General features: G+C 33.7%; 14 protein-coding genes. 6 read left to right on the top strand and 8 right to left on the bottom strand.

Annotation, left to right across the window (positions count from 1 at the left end; translation table 11 throughout):
- Window positions 1-60 precede the first annotated feature (60 nt).
- The 3 genes from WAF17_RS04980 (at window position 61) to WAF17_RS04970 (ending at window position 2,535) form a co-directional block, all read left to right on the top strand.
- On the top strand, window positions 61-1,923 hold the full coding sequence (locus WAF17_RS04980; RefSeq protein ID WP_338767021.1) for a carbamoyltransferase: 1,863 nt from the start codon (window positions 61-63) through the stop codon (window positions 1,921-1,923).
- An 89-nt stretch (window positions 1,924-2,012) separates the two neighbouring features.
- Window positions 2,013-2,162, top strand: a complete 150-nt coding sequence (locus WAF17_RS04975) for a DUF5989 family protein (protein WP_338767018.1) — start codon at window positions 2,013-2,015, stop codon at window positions 2,160-2,162.
- A gap of 10 nt (window positions 2,163-2,172) precedes the next feature.
- Complete coding sequence (locus tag WAF17_RS04970) at window positions 2,173-2,535, top strand: hypothetical protein (protein WP_338767015.1); 363 nt, start codon at window positions 2,173-2,175, stop codon at window positions 2,533-2,535.
- Window positions 2,536-2,592: 57 nt separating this feature from the next.
- On the opposite strand, the gene WAF17_RS04965 is transcribed toward WAF17_RS04970, so the two are convergent.
- The 3 genes from WAF17_RS04965 to rpoN are packed head-to-tail and all read right to left on the bottom strand — an operon-like array spanning window position 2,593 to window position 4,883.
- Window positions 2,593-2,988, bottom strand: a complete 396-nt coding sequence (locus tag WAF17_RS04965; protein ID WP_338767012.1) for a hypothetical protein — start codon at window positions 2,986-2,988, stop codon at window positions 2,593-2,595.
- A 35-nt stretch (window positions 2,989-3,023) separates the two neighbouring features.
- Complete coding sequence (locus WAF17_RS04960) at window positions 3,024-3,356, bottom strand: hypothetical protein (RefSeq protein ID WP_338767009.1); 333 nt, start codon at window positions 3,354-3,356, stop codon at window positions 3,024-3,026.
- A gap of 12 nt (window positions 3,357-3,368) precedes the next feature.
- A complete protein-coding gene (rpoN, locus tag WAF17_RS04955; protein WP_338767007.1) occupies window positions 3,369-4,883 on the bottom strand; it encodes an RNA polymerase factor sigma-54 in 1,515 nt (504 codons plus the stop codon).
- Window positions 4,884-5,164: 281 nt separating this feature from the next.
- Here rpoN and WAF17_RS04950 point away from each other — a divergent pair, with 281 nt between their 5' ends.
- Window positions 5,165-6,073 (top strand): DMT family transporter, encoded by a 909-nt coding sequence (locus WAF17_RS04950; protein ID WP_338767004.1) that lies wholly within the window; start codon window positions 5,165-5,167, stop codon window positions 6,071-6,073.
- Between the two features lie 187 nt (window positions 6,074-6,260).
- Here the strand turns inward: WAF17_RS04950 and WAF17_RS04945 are convergent, their stop codons facing one another.
- Both WAF17_RS04945 and WAF17_RS04940 read right to left on the bottom strand, forming a co-directional pair.
- Window positions 6,261-6,638, bottom strand: coding sequence for a hypothetical protein (locus tag WAF17_RS04945; protein WP_338767001.1), 378 nt, complete (start codon window positions 6,636-6,638; stop codon window positions 6,261-6,263).
- 68 nt (window positions 6,639-6,706) lie between these two features.
- Complete coding sequence (locus tag WAF17_RS04940) at window positions 6,707-8,902, bottom strand: OmpA family protein (RefSeq protein WP_338766999.1); 2,196 nt, start codon at window positions 8,900-8,902, stop codon at window positions 6,707-6,709.
- Window positions 8,903-9,018: 116 nt separating this feature from the next.
- On the opposite strand from WAF17_RS04940, the gene WAF17_RS04935 reads away from it, so the two are divergent.
- Window positions 9,019-9,648, top strand: coding sequence for a class I SAM-dependent methyltransferase (locus tag WAF17_RS04935; RefSeq protein WP_338766996.1), 630 nt, complete (start codon window positions 9,019-9,021; stop codon window positions 9,646-9,648).
- Between the two features lie 103 nt (window positions 9,649-9,751).
- On the opposite strand, the gene WAF17_RS04930 is transcribed toward WAF17_RS04935, so the two are convergent.
- Entirely contained in the window at window positions 9,752-10,948 is a 1,197-nt protein-coding gene (locus WAF17_RS04930; protein ID WP_338766994.1) for a hypothetical protein, read from the bottom strand.
- Window positions 10,949-11,126: 178 nt separating this feature from the next.
- Here WAF17_RS04930 and WAF17_RS04925 point away from each other — a divergent pair, with 178 nt between their 5' ends.
- On the top strand, window positions 11,127-11,804 hold the full coding sequence (locus WAF17_RS04925) for a hypothetical protein (RefSeq protein ID WP_338766992.1): 678 nt from the start codon (window positions 11,127-11,129) through the stop codon (window positions 11,802-11,804).
- Window positions 11,805-12,026: 222 nt separating this feature from the next.
- On the opposite strand, the gene WAF17_RS04920 is transcribed toward WAF17_RS04925, so the two are convergent.
- Both WAF17_RS04920 and WAF17_RS04915 read right to left on the bottom strand, forming a co-directional pair.
- The gene (locus WAF17_RS04920) at window positions 12,027-12,428 is read right to left on the bottom strand and encodes a hypothetical protein (protein WP_338766990.1); all 402 of its coding nucleotides are present in this window, start codon (window positions 12,426-12,428) and stop codon (window positions 12,027-12,029) included.
- A gap of 228 nt (window positions 12,429-12,656) precedes the next feature.
- A complete protein-coding gene (locus WAF17_RS04915) occupies window positions 12,657-23,204 on the bottom strand; it encodes a choice-of-anchor D domain-containing protein (RefSeq protein WP_338766988.1) in 10,548 nt (3,515 codons plus the stop codon).
- Between the last annotated feature and the right edge of the window lie 56 nt (window positions 23,205-23,260).

Raw genomic sequence — 23,260 nt, 5'->3', positions numbered from 1 at the left:
GTAGTTCTAATAATAAATCCTAATTTTGCAGTTCATACATTTCTACATTATTTTTAGCAAATGAATATTCTCGGTATTTCGGCATTTTATCACGATTCGGCAGCAGCACTCCTACAAGATGGAAAAATAATTGCAGCAGCACAAGAGGAACGTTTTACACGTATAAAACACGACCCAAGTTTTCCTTCTCAAGCTATAAAATACTGTTTGGAAGAATCTGGACTTACACTTGATAAACTAGATGCGATTGTTTTTTATGACAAACCACTTTTAAAGTTTGAACGCCTTTTAGAAACCTATTATGCTTTTTCCCCAAAAGGATTACTTTCATTTCTGACGGCAATTCCTGTTTGGTTAAAAGAAAAAATGTTTTTGAAAAGAATGATTTATCAAGAGCTAAAAGAAATAGAAGACTACGACAAAAAAAGCTTTAAACTTCTCTTTCCTGAACATCATTTATCACACGCTGCGAGTGCTTTTTATCCTTCTAATTACGAAGATGCAGCTATTCTGACGATTGATGGTGTAGGAGAATGGGCAACTGTTTCAATTTGTCATGGAAAAGGAAAAGATATTACTATTCTGAAAGAACTTCAATTTCCTCACTCTCTAGGTCTTTTATATTCTGCTTTTACCTATTATACAGGTTTTAAAGTCAATTCAGGAGAGTATAAATTGATGGGACTTGCACCTTATGGAAATCCTGAAGCAGAACAAACCAAAGAATTTGTAAAGAAAATAAAAGAAACACTTTGTCATATTTATCCTGATGGCTCTATTTGGTTAGACCAGTCATATTTTAATTATGCGACAGGTTTGAGAATGATTCAAGAGAAAAAATGGGAACAACTTTTTGGCGTTCCGACACGAAAATCTGAATCTCCTATTGACCAAGTGCATTGTGATTTAGCTTTAGCCATTCAACAAGTAACCGAAGAAGTAGTTATTTTGATGGCAAAGGAAGCGCAACGTCTAACAGGCTCAAAAAATCTTTGTATGGCTGGTGGAGTGGCACTAAATTGTGTTGCTAATGGAAAGTTAGAAAAGGCAAATGTTTTTGAGAATATTTTTATTCAACCAGCAGCAGGTGATGCAGGTGGAGCTTTAGGAGCAGCACAAGCAGCTTATCATATTTATTTTGGGCAAGAAAGAGAAATTACGGATACCTTAGACCAAATGCAGGGCAGCTATTTAGGTCCTCAATTTTCAGAATTAGATATTCAGAAAATGGGTAGAAAATACAATGCTGTTTCTGAAAAATATGCTGATTTTGATGAGTTAGCCAAAAAAACGGCTTCTCTTTTAGCAGATGGAAATGTAATCGGATGGTTTCAAGGAAGAATGGAATTTGGACCTAGAGCTTTAGGAGGAAGAAGTATTTTGGGTGATGCACGTAATCCAGAAATGCAGAAAAAACTCAATTTGAAGATTAAATATAGAGAAGGATTTAGACCTTTTGCTCCTTCGGTTTTGGCTGAAAAAGTAGAAGAGTATTTTGAACAAACAACACCTTCTCCATATATGCTTTTGGTGCAGCCTGTAAAAGAATCTCGTCAGAATGCTTTTCCAGAAAATTATAATTCGATGCCATTGATGGAAAAATTATATTTTTTGAGAAGTGATTTGCCTTCTATTACACACATTGATTATTCGGCTCGTATTCAGACGGTTCATAAAGAAACAAATCCTAGATATTGGAAACTGATTAGTTCTTTTGAAGAACAAACAGGTTATGCTTTGGTAGTAAATACCAGTTTTAATGTGCGTGGTGAACCTATCGTTTGTACTCCAGAAGATGCTTACAAATGCTTGATGCGTACCGAAATGGATTATTTAGTCATTGGAGATTTTATTTTTGATAAAAAACTTCAACCTGAATGGGCTGAAAAAGATGATTGGCGTACAGAATTTGCATTAGACTAATTATAATTTCTGTAGAATACTCTTTAGAGTATTTTGTATTGAAATTTTGATTTAAACTAAAAATAAACTCATTAAAAAATAGAAAGAATATGGATTTTTTAAAAGATTTATGGGCATTTATGATGCAGCGTAAAAAGTTTTGGCTTGCTCCAATGATTATCATTTTGATGCTTTTGGGTGTTCTTATCGTTATTGGTGGTGGTTCTGCGATTGCTCCTTTTATTTATACCTTATTTTAACAATTAAATTATGCAAAGAGTAAAAGTAGTCGAAGCTTTACTAGCCATTATGGTTGGTTTTATGGTGTTTTATTTTATATTCAAAATAGATATTTTATTATATATTTCTTTTGGAATTGGTCTGATTTCACTCTTTTGGAATTGGCTTGCTGAAAAAATAGCTTGGGTGTGGCTCAAGTTTGCAAGCGTTTTGGGAGTAATAAATGGAAAGGTTTTACTTTCTATTGTCTTTTTTATCTTCCTTACTCCAATCGCTTTTATGAACAGACTTTTTTCTAAAAATATGTTACAGCTCAAAAAAGAAGACCAAAAATCTGTCTTTGTAGAGCGAAATTTGAAATACAAAAAAGAAGATTTGGAGAATATTTTCTAAGAAAATATTCTATATGATAAAACAGAAAAGACTTGATTTCTACAATCAAGTCTTTTTTCATTCTTCAAAATTAATAATTTCTATTACTTTGCAAAAAGCTGTTTTTTTCAAGCCTTCCATAAAATAGCCAATTGTTCCTGTTTTTATTCTTTCAGTATGATAAAGAAATGAGGAAGAGATTGCAATCCACATTTTTGCAGTCCCTTCTTGTGTAACAGGTTTGCTTTTACTGATAATTACATTGCCTTGTTCATCTTCAAACTCTGCCCAAATACTGAATATTCCTTTTTTTGTGTGATTTTCATGTTCATACCAAAAATTACCTTTTATTCCTTGAAAAGGAGGTGTTTTTCTTCCTCCCTCTTCTCGTGTATAAAATTTATATTTTACCCTAAAGTTTGCTTTTTTATTCCATTGCTCTTCATAAAGAATATGTAAGTCTTGGTTTATCATAATTTATATCTAGTTTGAAAAAAATAGCTTTCAGATTAATGTAGGTCAGAAAGTAAATTTAAAAAAGCTAAAATAAAAGTTATAAAACTAGCTATTAAACAAAAAAGCCCCATTCTATCCCAAGCCAAATAGTTTTTAGTAGCTCTAGAACTAATTACGTAATTGACCGTGGAGATTGTGAAAAGAATCCAACTCAAGCCAAATAACCTCCATTCTAATAAAATGGAAATAATAAGTCCAGCTACTAGACAAGCTAGATTTACTAATAAAATATTACTCCAGTCATCTTCTTTTTTATCACTCACTTTTATCAAATTAAAATACATAAAAAAAGGACAAAGCGTACTTTGTCCCCACATAAACTTCATTTTTGATAATTCTTAAACCTCTTTTCTAAGTCTAGCCACAGGAATATTGAGTTGTTCTCTGTATTTGGCAACTGTTCTACGTGCAATTTGATAGCCTCTAGCACGTAATAATTTTTCTAGCTTATCGTCTGAATAAGGTTTGCGTTTGCTCTCGTCTTCAATGAGTCCTTTCAAAATAGCTTTCACTTCTTTGCTACTTACATCTTCACCCGAGTCAGTTTGAATACTCTCAGAAAAGAAATACTTTAATGGAAAAACTCCAAAGTCAGTCTGAACAGCCTTACTATTTGCAACCCTAGAAACTGTTGAAATATCCATTCCTATTTCATTAGCAATATCCTTCAAAATCATTGGGCGAAGCTTTGAATCTTCCCCTTCTAAAAAGAATTCCCTTTGATATTCCATTATGGCACTCATTGTTTTGAGAAGTGTTTGTTGGCGTTGTTTGATAGCATCGATAAACCATTTTGCAGCATCTAATTTTTGCTTTACAAACGACACTTCTTGTTTTAGTTTTTTATCTTTCTTATCACTTTTATCATAACCCTCTAGCATGTTTGTGTAATTTCTACTGACATGAAGCTGTGGAGCATTTCTAGAGTTGAGTGAAAGGTCTAAATTGCCATTGTTATATTTTATGGTAAAATCTGGGATTACATATTGCACCTTTACCATTCCAGAACCCGAACCACCAGGTTTTGGGTTTAATTTTAGAATAACTCCCATTGCCGAACGCAACTCATCTTCCGAAAGATTGAGTTTGCGCTGTATTTTCTTAAAGTGTTTTTTCTTAAATTCTTCAAAACACATAGAGATAAGGTGAATTGCATCTTCTAAAATCTTAAACTCTCCCTTGTTTTCTTCTGTGAGAGGCTCATCTTCCTTTTTTATTTTTTCTTGTCTTTTGAGCTGAATCAACAAACATTCTTGCAAATCTCTAGCGGCAATTCCTGCTGGGTCAAATTGCTGAATCCTGCGTAATAACTTTTCTACTTCTGGTCTGCCTGTCTGAATATTTTGTATGAAAGCAAGGTCATTTACGATAGCATCTAGGTCTCTTCTGATATAACCATCGTCATCAATACTGCCAATGAGTTGCATTCCAATCGTGTGCATACGCTCGTCTAGGCGCAGATAACCAAGCTGACGAGTAAGTTCGTCTATTAGAGAATTCATTGAAGAAATAGGCATATCTCTATCTTCTTCTTGATAATTTCCGTCGCCTTGCATTTTATACCCTGCTACATCATCTTGACTTAAATAATCATTCACATTTATATCTGCTGTCGAATCTTTTAGGGAATCTAAAGATGTTTCAGAATAATCCATTTCATCATAATCATCACTATTATCATCTTCTTTTTCCTTCTCTTTTTCTCTTCCTTCTTCTAAAGCAGGGTTGCTTTCCAGTTCTTCCTCAACCCTAGAGTCTAGTTCTGCTGTTGGAATTTGTAATAATTTTATAAACTGTATCTGCTGTGGCGATAGCTTCTGACTAAGTGATTGTTTTACTGTTAATTTTTGCATAGGGATAGAAAAGTTGAAAAAGTGAGTGTGCTAAATCAAAAGATTTATGAATATTTTTTATAGAAAATTGAGTTCTATTTTTTTCTTTGAGATTCAATTTTGCTTTATATGTCTTATAAACGGAAAAAAAGGAAAGACGTTTAGATAAAATTAAAATTTTTTGATTTTTTTTCAAAATTGGAACGGATTTTATGGCAACTTTTGTTTTTCAAACCTAAAAAATAGGCTGTTTTACGATTATATAACGTAAAAGCTAAACCACAATTTGCTACTTTTGCAAAATGAAATTACCAAAAATTGATAAAACTATACTTGTTCATTTGGCTCTTTTTGCTGTTGCACTGATTTATGGTGCAAATTATACAATTGCAAAAGAAGTGATGCCTGTTTATATTTCTCCTTCGGCAACTATTTTGATGCGTGTGTTGGGAGCGAGTGTTCTTTTTTGGATTTTGGTAGGAGGAAAAAAACTTATTCTATCAAATAGAAAGGAAAAAATAATTTTGCTTTTGAGTGCTATTTTTGGAGTAGTGGTAAATCAGCTTTTGTTTTTTGAAGGACTGGCACGAACCACACCTATTAATGCAGCTCTGATTATGACTACAACGCCTTTACTTGTTTTGATAGTTTCGGCAATTAGTGGAGGCGAAAAATTTACATTTCTAAAAGGCTTGGGAGTTAGTTTGGGTCTTTTGGGAGCTGGAATGCTAATTAGTAGTAAAGCAGTTTCTGATTCTTCCCTTCCTTTTGCTTTCGCTTTTGATTTTAATTTAGGAGATTTATTTATTCTTCTCAATGCTACTTCTTATGCCATTTATTTAGTGATTGCAAAACCACTTTTGAAAAAATATTCTGCTTTATCTATCAGTAAATGGATGTTTACACTTGCTTTGCCTTTTGTTTTGCCGTTTGGTTTTTCAGATTTAGGAACTACTAATTTTGTAGAAATGCCACCTATGATTTATGTAGGTTTGGGATATATTGTTCTTTTCACAACATTTTTAGCCTATTTACTCAATGCGTGGGCTTTGCGTAGCGTTTCTTCTAGCGTAGTCGGCATTTATATTTATTTGCAGCCTGTTTTGGCTACTTTTATAGCTGTGGCATTAGATAAAGATTCATTGACAACTACAAAACTCATCTGGGCAGCCTGTATATTTTTGGGTGTTTTTTTAGTTAGTCGGAAGTGATTTTTCTAGTATCATAACTCTGATTAGGAGTAATCAAGGATTAAAATTATGAATTTAGTCTTCATTGATAGTAACACCTCAACAGTAGTTTACAGCCAAAAACAGCTTCAAAATAGTAGTATTTTGAAGCTGTTTTTTTATGAAATAGCAGAAATCCATAGCTTAGAGGCTTACCTTCAACAGTATTTCAATTTCTGTTTTTGATAAAAGTTACAAATTCTATCATCAAGAAAAGAATCATTATAGAATGAATTAAAAAAGCTAAATCATAAACAGAAGGAGTTTCTATACCAAAATATCCACGTCCCCAAGAAAGCCAAAAGAGTGTCCAAAGGTTATAGCTAAGACAGATTAGAAGAACAATATTAGTTAAGATAGTAAATTCAATATTTTTACTCAGTTTTGGATGAAGTAACCTAAACGAGTTTATCAAAACTATGAATGAAAGAGCTATTACGTAACTACCTTCAAGCATAAATTCATTAGCTAAAGAAAAATCATAGAAGAGTATGATTAAACCAACTATAGAAATGGCTACACCGAAATAATTGAAGTTTCTAATCATTTTATTCCCATTCAACAGTTTATGAAATGTCAAAGGTAAGCCTTTTGACCTATAAATACGTTATTTGATTACTTTCCCACCAACTCAATCTCTACTCTTCTACCATAAAAATCTTCTCCGTAAGGATTGTTTGTATCTATTCCAAAAGAACCTTCTACGATTCTGCTTTCAGAAATTCCTGCTTCTAAAAGCAATTGTTTGACAGAATCTGTCCTTTGTTTAGAGAGTTTTTGATTAAAGGCAGCACTTCCTTTTGAATCTGTAAAACCATAAATACGGACACTTAGGTTTTTATCATTTTGCAAGACTCTAATAAGAGGAGCAATTTTTTCTTTGTCTTTTGGAACGATAGTAGAAGAACCTGTTGTGAAGAAAATCTCTACTTTCTTTATTCCAACTACTTCACTTGTTTGATTGATAACGGGTATTTTTTCCTCTTTATTCATTACTACAACAGTATCTTTTGTAGATGTTGGATTTTCTTCAATAACAGTTTTTTCATTCTGTTTTTGATTTGCTAAAAGCTCCAATTGTGCTTGAAGAGCTGCTAATTGATTTTCAATTTTTGATAAATCTTCACTTTTGGTAGAAGTATTTTTACTCTCTTCTTGCCTTGTTGCTTGATTTTCAAGTTGCTTTTCCAAGGTTGCCATACGCTGCTGCATATATTGAAACTGCAATTCTATTAATTTATACATCGCAGAATCTTGTTTTTGCGTATTTGCTTGACTGTCTGTGTTGTTTTGATTTGGGTTTTCTAAGGTAATAGAAAGATTATTTTGCCTTTGTGTCTTCAATTCTTCTAATTGTTTTTGAAGAGTATCCATTTCTAGCCTTGCTTTTTCTTGTGCTTTTTCAGTTGCTTCTTGGTCAGCTTTACGTTCTGCTCTTGTCTTTTTGTTTTTCTTATCTTCTTCAATTTCCTTCAAACGATTTTCTAGTTCTTCAAGTGTTTTTTCTTCTTCAGACAAACGACTGTTCGTCTCTGCTTTTTCACTTTCAGACTCTATAACTTCCCCATTTTGAGGAACAACAACTACTTTAGTAATGCTACTATCTGTTCCTGATTTTGTGGTTGTTACATTGACATTAATATCAATTTCCACTTTTTGAACAGGGTTAGGATTTTGTTGATATGGATATTGACTGTTTTGATTGTAATTATAAGGATTTTGATTTTGTTGATTCTGTCCTTGATTATCTTGGTTATTCTGATTTTGTGTTTGACTTGTTTCCACTTGTATTTCAGAATTTTTGGTATAATCTGGAATACCATCAACAGTAACTGTTTTTAGAGAATCTGGATTGAGTTCGAAAACGCTTTTTGGTTTGTTAGAAGCGTACAAAGCTGGTGCACGGAAAGCTTGTTTTTTTGGAGAAAACGACCAACTAATTCCGAAAGATGTAAAAATAAACGCATCATTTCCTAAAAATCCTTGTCCTGTATTTCCTCTGCTTCCTTGTCCATTGTTATAATTGGCAGGATTAGCAACATAGTTTTGTTCTGCATTTTCATAAGAGTTACGAAAATCTCCACTTACATCATCTAAAAAATCACTTGTTAGTGAATAATTTACAACTGATTGTACGTGCAAACTAAGGCGATTCAGCAAACGCAACTTCAAACCAACTCCTAAAGGAATATCTAAAGAATAAGGCGAATAACCGTTTTGCTTTTCTGTATTAAAATCTTGAAGACGAGTTTCGAAGTTTCCATCTTGTGCAATAATTTGTCCGTTTCCACTACTTTCAGCAGCATCACGAATCGTATTGTCTGACCAATAGTAATAAGATGATTTTGTGTTTTGAGCATTTTGATAATATAAATCTCCGTAATTTTCAAAATAACTTCCTCCTACTCCAGCCATTAGATAAGGCGAAAGCAAGGCATTTTCTCCCAAAAACCAACCATTATCTGTATAGAAAGTGAAGATATAAGCAGCCGAATAAATTTTTGTCTGAACGTTTAGAGAACGCTCCAATATTCCTGTGCTTCTATCGTTTGCTGTAAATTCGCCGTAGGTCAGTTGAAGACGATTTGAAAGTGTTTTATTGGGTGTGTTTTCGATACTTAGACCAAAAGAAAACTCATTGAAATCAGTTGCAAACATTTTATCAGATTGCCAAAACTTTTCATTCAAATCTCCACGATAAGTCATATTTCCTGTTTGCAAACCGACACGCCAATTAAAATTGTTTTGCTGACTAAAACTAAAAGGAATAAATAAGAAAAAAGTCAGAATTAGGAAGTATATTTTTTTCATTGTATTTTGTTATCAATTACGGATTACGAATTAAAAATTACGAAATGAATATTCATTAAGACTAATTATGATTTTTCTTCTATATTTTAATAAGACTAAAATAATCAATAATCAAAATGAATTGTACTTTATGCGAAAGTCTTTTAAAAACTAAAGCTGATGATTTTTATTTCATCTGTGATACGTGTGGTGCATATTTAAAAGACCAAAAATTTTACTTGAACGATTTTCAAGAAAAAGAAATTTATGAAAAGCACAAAAACGATGTAAATGATATTCGCTATCAAAATTTTACTTCGCCGATTACGAATGCTATTTTAGAAAAATTTGATTCAAATCATTTGGGTTTAGATTATGGTTGTGGAACTGCGCCTGTAATTTCCAAAGTTCTGAAAGATAGTGGCTATAAAACTAAACTTTATGACCCTTATTTTTACCCTAATGAAAATTACATTAACTACCACTACGATTATATTTTTAGTTGTGAAGTCTTTGAGCATTTCTACAATCCAAAACAAGAACTAGAAAAGCTTCTATCTATTCTACATCCGAAAGGTGCATTGCTGATAATGACACTTGTTTATGATGCTGAAACAGATGCAAATTTTAAAGATTGGTATTATAGAAAAGACCCTACTCACGTTTTTATTTATACCAAAAAGACAGTTGAATTTATTGCAGAAAGATATAATTTGAAATCAAAAGTGAAAAATAATAGAATGATTGTTTTTGAAAATATGGATTAGAGAATAGATATTAGGAATTGGAAAATTACAACACCTTTAAATTCAGACCAATTTTAAATATAGAATTTTTGAAATTAACAGGTTACTATTTACTGGTAACTGGTTACTTTTCAAGGTCTATCCAAAAGCGAAATTCTGCACTAAAGCCAACAAAAGGTCGTATATAAATTTGGTCAAAAACCCCTCCTCCTCCTTGCGTTGAGTCTTCTAAAAAAGTTCCTCCTGCATTAAAGCGAATAAAACGAAAAACTCTATATCCCAAACCAATGTAAGTAGGACGATTTACAATAGGTCCTGAAATTTCATTTCCTGCATCATCTTCAAAATTATTAAAAAAGAAACCTACTGAAATAGAACTTCTACTCCAAAACTCTCCTGCAAATCCTTTTTTTCCTAATGGTAATGAAAGTCCAGCGTAAGGAGATGAACCAAAAGAACTATTTTCAGAATTTGTTCCTGCTAAATGAACACCTCCATAACCTACATTCAGAGGAATTTCGGTACGAGTTTTTTCGGTGGGATAATCATCCATAAATTTACGGTCTTGTAAGACGAGCAAATCTACGTTCAAAACCTGTCCTAATTCACTTGCTAAGAGTTGTTTGAGTTCTGTCATTAATTTTTCTCTATAATCTGCACGGGCATCTTTTTTCTTTCTTTTAGAGAAAATAAACTTTCCTTTTTTGAGGTTTGCCTTATTTATTTGGTCAATTTTGGAAACTACCAAATCCGAAAAGCCTTCAAATTGTAATTGGCTTCTATTTCTGTAAAGAGAAAGCCCTTTTCTAGCAATTTCGTTTAGATTTCTTACTAATTGTGCTGTTCCTCCGATTACTCTTGCTCGTTTTCTTTCTACTGTAAAAGATTGTTCTGTGTAAGCAAAAAGATTGTTATAGAGGTCTTGACGTAGGTTTTCTCGTTCCATATCTGTAATTCTTCTGTAATAATCTACTTGCACATCGTATTTTGAAGAGCCACGTAATTTGTAATTGACTGGAACTGTGAATGTGCCAATAGAAGAATAAGGAGGGCGCACCCAAGTGGCTACAAAGAGTGGTTTGGGGTCGTCTTTTCGGTTACTTTTGTCATCAAGAATAACAATTTCTACCAAAACAGTTTCTGGTTGTGCTGCACCACTAATCATTAGGTTTTCTTCAGCAGGAAGGGCTTGGCTATTATTAAATGAGGATTTCTCATACTCAAAAACGGCTGTTGCGTATTGTGCATTTGCTTCGTTTTGTAAGAATAAAAATGAATTGAAAATTGTAAAAATAGATAAGAGAAGTATATTTTTTTGCATTGAATAAATATTGAAAAAAGTTGGAAAGAGGAATAGTTTTGAGATTGAAAATTAAATGTATGGTAAAACTGAACTTTAAACGTTAGCTTTCAAAATTAGTTTGATTATTGCACATAGATTTCTGAATTATTTTTAACAAAATCTATAATTTGCTAATAATCTTAATATCTCTAATTTAATGAAAAAAACTAACACTCTATTTTTTGTCTTTCTTATCACTATTTTCTCTGTTTTTACTTTTTCTGTTTCGGCTCAAAATGTAAGTGAAAAAGCAATTAAAATAGAAAAGAAAAAATCACTTAACGGTTTCGAAATTCAGTTTGATGCTATGTCGGAAGATGCTGAAGAAGCTCTTGAAATTGCTATTGAAAAATGGCTTGATTCTCAAAAAATCAAATACAAAGAGAAGAGAGGAAATTATCACGCAGAAGAAGTAATTGTAAAACAGTTTTCTGATAAAACTTCTGATTTACATATTTTTGTAGAGGAGAAAAAAGGTAGAATTACGCTACAAGCTGTCCAAACATTAGGTTATGATTTGGCTGTTAATAGCAAAGACCACTCACAAGAGGCTCAAAATATTCGTTCTTGGCTAGAAAATATGGTAAAAGAAGTTGAGCTAGAACAAATTAATCTTCAAATTGCTGCTATTCAAGAAAATCTACGCAAGATTGAAAAAGATTTAGACAAGAATCTTAAAAATGATGCTGATTGGAAAAATGATATTGAAGATTACAAAAAGAAAATTGCAGAAGCTGAAAAAGACATTGAAAAGAATGCAGCAGAGCAAAAAGAAAACGAACAAAAACGAGAAGAACTTAAAAAGAAAATTACTGAATTAGAGAAGATGAAATAGAAGTTGTTTAATAATAGGTCTTGTACATTTATTTGTTGGTGTCGCTACGCTAAAACACCAACAAAGGCTGGGTATTTTTCCGTAGAATTGGATTTGCAAACCCAATTCTATGGAAAAATTCACATTTTTAAACAACTTCATAAAATGCAAATTTCTTTTTCAAATAAGAAAGGTCTGTTTACTTAGTTTTAAACAGACCTTTTTTGTATGATGTAGTAGAGTTTATGATATTTTTATCCATTCTAGTGCTTTCTCCTCTGTTTCGAAATAGTTGGTAATAATTCTACCCATATCATCAACAGGATTTTTCTTTCCTATCTCTTGGCTAGAAATTTTGCCAAAAACAGAAATTGGAAATATAATAGCTGATAATTTGATACTAGTCTTTGTTAGTTTGGGAGTAAATTCTTCAGTTATCCACTCTTGGTCTGCCTGTCCTACTGCTCCAATTTGTTTTGCGTCATTGATTATACTAGTGATATTGTATTCTTCTATCCAACGCAGTACATCAATAAGTGTATTTCTTAAAATTTTGCTAGGAACAAAGCCTCGCCAAGAATAGGAAATACATTTTTCACTTTCGTAATGCTTTACAGTTACATATTTATTGTCTAGTAATATCATAATTATTTTATTTTATTTAGTGGGGAATTACTGCAAAATTAATCAACTCTAATCTATTCAACAAGTATGCTTGCATACTAAAATAGTCTTTTTCTGCTATTTGTAAGATATTGATACAAAGTGTTCTATGTTTTTGATGTTAAAGGTGAAGTTGTTCTTACTAGCACAAAAAAAACTCTTCTACCCTTGAGAGGTAAAAGAGTTTTTACTGATTTATTTGTAGGTATTTTACTCTTCTATCACAAACTTACGGAAAGCAAGTCCATCTTTAGTTTGGATTTGTAGGTAATAAATTCCTCCTGCTAAGTTGATTGTTTTTGCTTTGAAGCGTGTAGAAGAGATTTTTTGTGTCTTTAAGTTTATTTTTCTTCCAATAGCATCAATCAAAACAAAACTTGCTTGTCCGTTTGGAGCAATTGTTCCAAAATCAATAAAGAAAGCTCCATTGTTTGGATTAGGGAAAAGTGCTAATTCTCTCAACTCTTTTGGTTCTTCTATTCCAGTAACTCCATCAGTCGTAAAGATGATAGTTTCAGAAACTGAAGTACAACCTGTTTCTGTCAAGATAAGTAAGCTATACTCTGCTGTTTCGGTTGGCGTATAAGAATTTTCAGAAGCATTTTCAATAGGATTTCCATCTTTCAACCATTGATATGTTACTGGTTCTTGCGTATTGATTGTACTTTCTAATACTTTTTCATCAACTAAAGAAATGCTAACTTCTGGGTTTGGAAGCCTTGTGATTTCTATTTTGTTGGAAACAGCCGTACATCCATTTGCTGTCAATACTTCGGCTGTGTATGTTCCTGACTGCGTAACTGTATAGTTGTTTTCGTTTGCAAAAGCCAAAATAACTCCGTCTTTTCTCCAACGAATCTGATTATCTGCTGTAAAGTCTGCATTGATAGCTAGTTGCAGCCCAAAAGGTTGCTCTTGGCAAAAAGTAGTTTGTTGAGGTTGTTCTATTTCAAAACTCAAACCAGACTGACATTCTATATTTAGTTCTATCGAACGACGCTCTAAAGTCAGAGTAGGTAAACTTGAATTTTTGACAAAAGCTGTATAAACTCCTCTGTCCGTATTCTGAACTTGACTTATAGAAAAGTTTTGAAGCATAGAAATAGGTTCTCCATCTTTCAGCCATTGATAGGTATTTCCGTTTCCTGTTGTTTGAATGGTAAACGAAACTGTAGAATTAACAGCAACTAAGATATTAGCTTTTTCATTAATAGGAGCTTGAGGAGCATAATCAAATACTGAAAAACTAGAGGTAGCGAAAGGCAATAAATCATCAAATTCTAGTCTATTTTCTGCTACTCTAAATTCCTTTAAATTATCAAGCTCTAATAAACCTGCATCTAATGAAGATAAATTATTTAGATTTATCTCAAAAGTTACTAAAGAAGTTAGGTTTTCCATTCCTAAAGGAAGCGCACTGACAAAATTCAGATTTACATAAAGTTGAGTAAGTTTTTGAAGGTTTGTAATTGAAGTAGGCAAGTCTGTTAGTTGATTATCACTTACATTCAATACTAAAAGGTTACTCAAACTCCCTAGTGTTTCAGGAAGGTTTGTAAAGTTATTCTCGTTTAGAGATAGGTTTTTTAGTGCTATTAAATTCCCAATATCATTAGGTAACTCATTCAGATTATTTCTTGAAAGCCAAAGAGTTTGAAGGTTTGTAAGACTACCAAATGAAGCAGGAACAGCACCTTCAAAATTATTTTTATCCAAATCCAAATAAGTTAGTGTTACAATATCTCCAACTGTTGCAGGAATTTGACCTTCCAAGTCATTATCAAAGAAACTCAAATAACGAAGCTCTGAAAATAGTTCGGCATCAAAAACATCTGGTAGTGTACCTGTCATGTTTCGAGAAGATAAATCAAGTTCGGTTATTTTATCTCCTGAAAGTGTTACACCTTCCCACGTAGCGACAGGTTTTGTTAAGTCCCATGGTCTATCCCACGTCGTATTTCCACCTGTTTCATTGAATACGGTAACTAAGGCAAGTGAATCTGTTTCATTCACAAATCCTTCTACAATCAATTTGATTGAATGACGCTCTAAAATAAGCTGACTAGATGCCGAATTATTTATTCTACAAAAATAAATACCTGCATCGGAAGGAAGTGCATTTGTGATGGTAAAGGTTTTAGAAGTTGCTCCATTTATAGGGCTTTGGTCTTTGTACCATTGATAAAAAGAAAACTCCCCTTCTGTTTCAGAATTAAAGGTAATAGAATCTCCCTCCGAAATAATCTCTGTACGAGGAGAATAAATTTTAGCTTGTGGCGAATATGTAAAGTTTGGAATCTGACCTACAAAATTCTCTGATGAGCCAAAACTAAGTCTGTTTCCTTGTATTCTCAAAGTAAAACCAGAAGAGTTGAGTTGAGATAAATCCAAAATAGAAATTGGAAGCGTTCCGACAAGATTATTATTAGATAAATCAAGGCTACTTATTTGTCCACAACTTATCCCTACTCCGTTCCAAGTAGAAACTGGCGTAGTCAAGTCCCAAGGAATTACCCAATTTTGTCCTCCTGTTTGGTTATAAATATCTACCAAAATAAGTGAATCGGAAGGAGAGACAAAGAATTGTTCTATAACCGTAACGATTTGTTCATCAGTTGCTGTATTTCCTGCTGAATCTATGGCTGTCCAAAGAACAGTTGTTTCTCCAAGAGGAAAAAGTGCAGGTGCATCATTGAAAACTCTGACCAAACAATTATCCGAAACGATAGGAGTTCCAATACTCAAACCTGTTGTATCGACAGTACAGGAATATAAATCTGCATTTATTGAGATAGAAGAAGGAGCTTCAATAATTGGGATTTGATTATCAATAACAGTTACTGTAAACTCATCTACATCAGAAACATTACCATTTTCATCTCTAGCTGTCCATCTTACTGTCGTAACCCCTGTATTGAACTCAATACCTTCTAAAGAGTTTGGACTACCCAAAGTAGCTCCACTCAAAGAATAATTATAAGAAGCTATTCTACAATTATCACTTGCTGTTCCATTCGGAATTTGCTGTGTTGTAGGAGTAGTTTGGTTAGTATAAAAACAATCTGTTGGATTAGTATTCCTAGTGAAGTCTTGCATAGCTACCAAGATAGGTGCTTGTGTATCATTTATGCCTTCACCTTGCATATCAAAATTATAAATACCTTCATTAACATCATTATTCTCTATTCTCATAAGAACCGTTTGATTTCCCGTAGTAGAAGGGTTAAAAACGACATCAAAAGAGTAGGTTTCGCCAGAAGGAAGAATAAGAGGAGTAGAAGGGAAATCAGTAGGTAAATTAGCTAATGTAAAATCCCCAGTAGGAGTTATTAAAGTAATATTATCTATCATTAAATCTGTTGAGCCAACACTCTCAATAGTATAAGTACGAGTAGAAGAAGCACTTCCACAGGTTAGGGTAGTAGGGAAAATAGTATGGTCAGCTAAAGATGGGGTAAAATCTTCATCTGCGATGGTATTTCCATTTCCTGTTACATTTATTTCTTGCCCTACTATTCCCTGTCCTTGAATAGCAAATTGATAACTTCCATCTTCACAATCATTACTAATAATAGTAACAGTAGTAGAATAAGAAATGAGCGTAGAAGGAGTAAAACTGACATCAAAAGTTGCAGACTCTCCAGCTAAAACAGTAAGAGAAGAAATATTGCTTACAGTAAACTCTGATGGAGTGGTAGATACATTTATAGAAGAAATATTCAAAGTTTCTGTTCCTGTATTTTGGATAGTGTAAGTTACTGTCTTGGTAGTAGAAATACCTACATCTCCGAAGTCTGTATCATCAGCAAAAGAAGGAGAAGTATCTCCATTTGCTATGCTAGTGCTATTTCCTTCTACACTTATTTCTCTAGTGTCAATGACAGTTATTGTGAAAGTTCCAGTAGCAAAATTACTGTTTGTGTCTTCTGCTCTCCAATCTACTGTTGTTATTCCTAAGGCAAATGCTTGGTTTTGAAGTGTTGTTAGAGAGGTTGCAGATGTTGCCCCACTGAATTCATAATTATAACTAATAGCATCGTTACAAATATCTGTTACAATCACATCAGCTATATCAGCACTGCTATTCGTAAAATCACAGTTAGCAGTATTAATCTCAAATGTTTGGTCAGTAGGAGCAGAAGAAACTGTAAGAGGTGCTTGATTTACCCTTGTACCCGTTATATTAAAATCGTAATTGGGAGTATCTGGGTCATTTGTTTGAATGCTAATTGTAGAGCTTTGTAAGCCTAGATTAGCATTAGAAGTAAAAGTAATGGTAAAGGTACTTTCACTAAAAGGAGCTATTGAGCTAGTAAAAGTAGAAACAGCAAAATCACTAGCATTTGAACTAGAAATATCAGTTATTAAGAGTTCTCCACTTCCATTATTTTTGATACGAACGCCAAAATCAGACGAAAGACAGTATTCCATTTCTCCCATATCTATAAAAGAGGACTCTGCAATTGTAGTAGCAGATAGGTCTTGTAATAAAATATCAGGTGCAAGTCCTGTTCCTTGAATACCAAACGTGTAGGTTGGATTTTCGCAGTTGTCTGTATTTATTGTAACTATATCATTGTATGTGTCAGAAGCAGTAGGACTAAAAGTAACTGTAAATGTAGCACTACTGAAAGCTGCAATAGAAGTAGGTGGGCTTGGGTTGATTGTAAACTCTGTCGTAGTTGTCAATAAGCCAATAGAAAAGATGTTTAGGTCTGTATTTCCTGTATTATTAATAGTATATCCAAGACTTTTTGGGGTAGAAATATCTACATTTCCAAATTCAGTATTATTACTTACATCAAAGGTAGTAGAACCATCTACAATAGGATTAGAGTTTGCCTCTACACTTATTTCAGAAGAAGTAGGAATATATTTCTTTAGTCTTCCTGTATTATCATCGTTGTTTTGGTAAGCAATATGCAAAACACCATCTGTATTAAAAGCAATTACTGGAGCAGCTAAAGCATCATCTCCTGCATTGGTAGCTATTTCTTCCCAACTTGAGCCGTTATATTTCTTTACAATGGCTTCATCAGCAACTTTATAGGTTATATAAGGCGTTCCTTCTAAATCTACTAGTATATTTCCAAGAGTTGAGTTTGAAGTAGGTAGGTCAGCAGTAGTAATGTCATTCCACGTTTCACTATATTTTGCTGCTTTTGTAGCTCCTGATTCATTGTAAGTTACATAAATAGTCCCATTTCTATCTATATCTATACTTTGACTATTCGCTGCACTTGAAGAAAAGCCAGACATTCCTATATATCCCCAACTTCCTTCTCCATCATACTCTCTTACAGAAGTACGCCCTCCATTATCAAAATCTTCAAATGCAATAATAGGATAATCATAACTATCTATAGCTAAACTAATAGAACCTACATCTCCATCAGAAGCAATTCCTGCAAAAACCTCCCACGTATCATCATCATATTTTTCTACTACGGCTCTATCAGAATCATTTTCATAGGCTAGAAACAAATCATCATCTGAATCTAAAGCGAGTTGCAAGTCACTAGTAGCAGAACTAGCAAAAGAACTACCTCCATCACTTATATTTGTCCACTCCGAACCATCATACTTTGCTACTACTATTTCTGAAAAGAAGCTCTTTTTATAAGCAACATATACATTATCTTCTTTATCAATAACTAGGCTTTGATTAATAGCTCCACCAGAAGGAAGTTGAGATAAATCTCCAACATCTTCCCAAGTAAAGCCATTATATTTTCTGACAGTTGTACGGTCATCTTCCTCTGCATCTTGAAAGGCTACATAAGGAGTTCCGTCTTGTGCTATCTTCAAATCATAAAAAGAAGCCTCTCCGTTAGAAAAGGTAGTTTCTGCTTCTATCCAATCATAATTGGAATAAGAAGACGGTGAAGGTGGATTATTTCCTTCTCCTTGTATTTCAAATACAAAAGGGTTTTGGTTTTCATCATTACTATAAATAGCTACGGTAGCTGTTTGTATGCCTACTTCAGTAGGTGTGTAAGTGATTGTAAATTCTGTTGAAGTAACAGAAACACCATCAATAATAGATGCTGTTGGCTGACTGGTAACTTCAAAATAGCTGTTTCCAGAAACTTCTACATTTCCATATAATTCAAGTTCAGAGCCTCTAGCATTTTCTATTGTGAATGTTTTTGTAATTGTATTACATCTATCTGCTGCTCCAAAATCTACTAATGATGCGCCACTTGAAATAGAATTTGCACCATCAGAAACTCTTATTTGTGGTGTAGCTACTGCTTTTATATCAAAAGTATAAGTGCTAGTTGTTCCTCCATCGTTACTTTCTATGGTTATAGTAGCAGTTTGTTCTCCATAACTGCCACTATTAGGAGTAAACTCAATGTCTAAGAAATAAGGACTACAAGATGAAAGTGGAAGTAAAGGGGGGCTAGAAGTAACAGTAAATTGAGCATCATCACTTTCTATATTTGTGATATTTAAACCATCAAAGCCTAAGTTTATTATGCGAAAAGAGCCAAAACCTGTTCCACTCACTATTCCAAAATCAGTACCGTCTTCCTCTGAAGGCGTGGTATCTCCATTTTCTATATTCAAGTCAGAGCCTGAAAGAAATAGCTTAGGATTGTTATTTGGATCCGTAGAGCCACTTATACTAGGATTTCCTGTTACCCAGTTTGAGATATTTCCTGTTGTTAAAGAAAAGTTATCTAAGCTGCCATCTCTTCCATTACCTGAAAAATCTTCAAGATTATCTACTGCTGGTATTATACTATTATCTCCTCCTGCTGTTCCCTGATTGAAAGTATAATAAGCTGATAGAAAAGATTCAGAAACAGGGTTTATTTGATTATTTAGATTAGAATAAATATTATCACAAGAACGTGCAACATCCCAGATACGCAACTCGTCTATTTCTCCTTCAAATGGAGATAACGAACCTGAATTATCTCCTGCTAATATAAATGGGTTTGTAGTTTGAGCCATATCATCATTACTAAAAGGTCTTTGAGATTGTGGTAAGGCATCTACCCACATAATAACTGGATAGGAGCTACCAAACCCGCCTTCTTCTTCTTTTTTAGTAATTGCAATATGATGCCAGTCTCCGTCAGCAATTATTTCATCACTTTCTATTACTAGTTCATCATCAAATATAGTATTCCAAGTAAAACTAACCTTGCCTTCGCTTGTCGTCTCTATTTTGAATGTACCATCAGTGCCTTCATTCCATTTTGACATTATGACCCTATTCATACTACTTGTTTTTATCCAAAACTCAATGGTAACATCAGCATCAAAGAAATCAGCTGCATTAAAGTCAGAGTGCATTGTTACAATATCATCTACACCATCAAAATGTAGTGCATTTGCTTCTGATTCTGTTACGATAATGTCTTCGCTCTCTAAGGGAGATAATAGATTTATAGAGCCGTTTGAAACTGTACTCTTTACTTCACAAAAATAAGTCTGGCTACTAGAGGGAGCTTCATAGGTAGCACTTGTAGCTCCACTTATTTCTTCAATGAATGGATTTGTCGTTGTACGTCTGTACCATTGATACTCTATTCCTGTACCACTCACAGTAGCATCTAAAGTAACAGGATTTCCTGCTACAACAGTATAACTATTTTGAGCAACTGAATAAGGGGCTTGAGGAGAATAGACAAACTTTGCAGGATCAGTCAAAGAAGATGGAGCATTAGCTAATAAATCTTCTAAGTTACCCATCAATAAAGAATTATTTTCTATTTCTAACTCATCTAAAAGCACCAATCCATTAAGGTCTGGAATGCCAGTAAATTCATTACCAAAAAGATATAGTTTTTGGAGTGCTGTTAGACCACTAATACTGTTAGGAATAACACCTTCTAAATTATTATTTCCTAAGTTTAGATATACTAAGTTATGAGAGACATCAAGTCCTACTTGGTTTATTTCGCTTGGAATAACTCCTTCTAGCTGATTGTCATTTAAGCCTAAACTGTTTAGCTTAGGCAAATTGCTTAGGCTTGTTGTTACCAAATCAGCAAATGAGCCTTCTAAAGCATTTTCTTCTAAGTACAACTTTCTTAAGTTAATTAGACCAGATAAGTCTGGAATACTTCCACTAAGACCATTCCTACTAAGGCTAATGTCTGTTAAAGCAGTAAGGTTGTCTAGCTCAGTAGGAATAGAGCCAGTAAGGTTATTATTGCTCAAGTAAAGTTCTTCTAAGCTTATTAAACTTCCTATTTCTGTAGGAATAGCACCTTCAAGGTTATTATTGACAAGGTTAATATAACGCAAATTATGATTACTTCCATCAAAGCCTAAATCTTTAATTGTTGCAGGGATTTCTCCTTTTAGATTAATTCCATTGAGATACAAATCTTCCATTTTTCCTAAGTTTCCTATTTCATCAGGAATAGAGTTAGCAGAGCTACCTTCAAAATTATTGGCTACTCCACCATTTGTTTCTCCAATATTAAAATAAGTGAGTTCTGTTAATCCCCCAATACTAGCAGGAATAGAACCTGTAAGTTGATTATTGTAAAGTTCTATAGCTTGTACATTCGTTGCATTACCAATTGCGTCTATATTTCCAGTAAAATTATTTGCTGCCAAGGTTATAGAAACAAGGCTTGTTTGCCAAACGTTACTTGGAATAATTCCTCCAAATTGGGAAGCGAAAAGGTTTAATTCAGTTAGCTTGTTATTTGGATTTATTCCGTTAGGAATTGTGCTATTAGAAAAAGTATTCCTTGCTAAATCTATTCTCTCAATATTTGCTAGAAGAAATATAAAATTAGGTTCAAAATTAGCATCAGTAAACTTAGAATTTCCTAAGTCTATTTCTTTTAGATTACTTAAGTTTATAGTAGTGGGAGTTGTAGAAGCTGATAAATCATTGGGATTAGTTGTATTTCCATTGAATGTAGAGAAGTTTATACGCTCTAAGAAAGAAAATTCTTCCCAAAAAGAAAGAGGGATATTTCCAACTAGTTTATTATCATTTAATTTTATTTCTGTTACGTGTAAAGTACCTGAAACATCAGCAACTGTAACTCCTTTCCACGTACTGACATCACTTGTAGCGTTTCCAATATCCCAAGGCTGGTCATTTGCAACTGTATTTGTCCAATCAGCACCACCCGTAGCATTATATAAAGCAATCAAAGCAGTTCTTTCTGTGGCAGGTATGTCATTTATTACACCTGTTCCTCGTATATTAAAGTTATAAATTCCTTCATCTGCATCTCCATTATCAATATTGATTGTAGCTGTTTTTTCACCTAATGAAGAGGGGGTAAATTTTATTGTCAGGGTAGTAAAATCACAACCTGCTACAGTAGTTGCAGGAGAAGTCACTATTGAAAAGTCAGTTCCTGACTGAGTAATACTTATTGCTCCAATGGTCAAGTCTGTTCCTCCTTCATTATTTATTCGGTAGGTAATCTCCCTGCTAGAGGATAGTGTTACATCATCAAAGTCTGTATTGTTAGTTGTGCTAGGAGTTGTACTACCATCTGGTATATCTAGACCATTTCCAAGTATGTTTATCTCTTGATCTGCTACAGCTCCGTCCCAAAATATATATGCAGCACCTGCATTATTGAATCCTGTATCTTCTCTTGGTGCGCCTATAATAGCATTGTTTCCAGATATACCTACAGACCATCCAAACAGGTCTCCCACTCCCTTGTTACAGGCTCGTAAATCTCCTCCTTGCTGAGTCCAAGTAGTGCCACTTCGCTGATAGATAGCCATCATTCCAGTAAGAGAATTCTCTCCATAGCCTCCTAAAACAACCAAGTCTCCTTCTATATCTACATCCCATCCTAGATAAGCACTAGCCGTAGGAGTTGTTGCTGTTAGCTTTTCCTGCTCTGTCCATGCATTTCCTCCACTTCGCACAAATACATAACCTGCACCTGCATTTGTAGTGATAGCGTCATCTGTATAAGCACCAATAACTGCATAATCTCCGTCTATTGCTACTGCAATACCAAACTCTGAGCTACTACCTGCATCACTAGCTGTTAGTTTCATAGGAGTTATTGAGTTCCAGTCAGTACCACTACGCTGAAAAATATAAGCTGAACCCGAACTAAAACCATTATCATCATCTCTAGGAACACCTACAATAGCATAATCCCCAGATATACCTACTGAAGCTCCAAATAAATCGTTTTCAGTAGGTATATCTGCTAATAAAATACTTCTTTCTGTCCAATTACTAACACTTATACGCTGAAAAATATAAGCACTCCCTACTAGGTTGTCTCCAGATATATCTTTGTCACTTGCACCTACAATGGCATAGTCTCCAGAAATTGAAACTGAATTTCCAAACTTGTTAAAATTAGCTCCATCACTAGCTGTCAGTATAGCTGTCTCATTCCAAGAAGTAGAAAACTCAAAAATATATGCTTTTCCCTTATCACTATCTGCACTTGGAACACCTATAATGATACGATTTCCATCAATAGCAACAGAGCTACCAAACCTGTCTCCTGCTAAGGCATCACTAGCTGTTATTCTTTGTTCTATTAACCAGTCAGCTCCATCAAATCTATAAATATAAACAGCACCTGCACTACTACCATCAGCAGTATTTTCTACATAAGCTCCTACAATAGCAATATTACCATCAATAGCAACAGCCTGACCGAAGTCCGCTCCTGCCTGTGAACTGGCAGAAAGTAATTTTTCTTTTTGGGTAATGGGTTGGGCTGTTGAGAGAAAAGAAACAGATAATCCTAGTAATAGGAATAAGAGTAGAGTATTGAAATTTTTCATAGATGATTTAGAAGTAGAGTAATCTATATAATAGTATTGGTAGTTTGTTACACGTA

The organism is Bernardetia sp. ABR2-2B (assembly GCF_037126435.1).
In the GTDB taxonomy this organism is placed as follows: domain Bacteria; phylum Bacteroidota; class Bacteroidia; order Cytophagales; family Bernardetiaceae; genus Bernardetia.
This window is presented reverse-complemented; position numbering and strand designations above follow the sequence as displayed.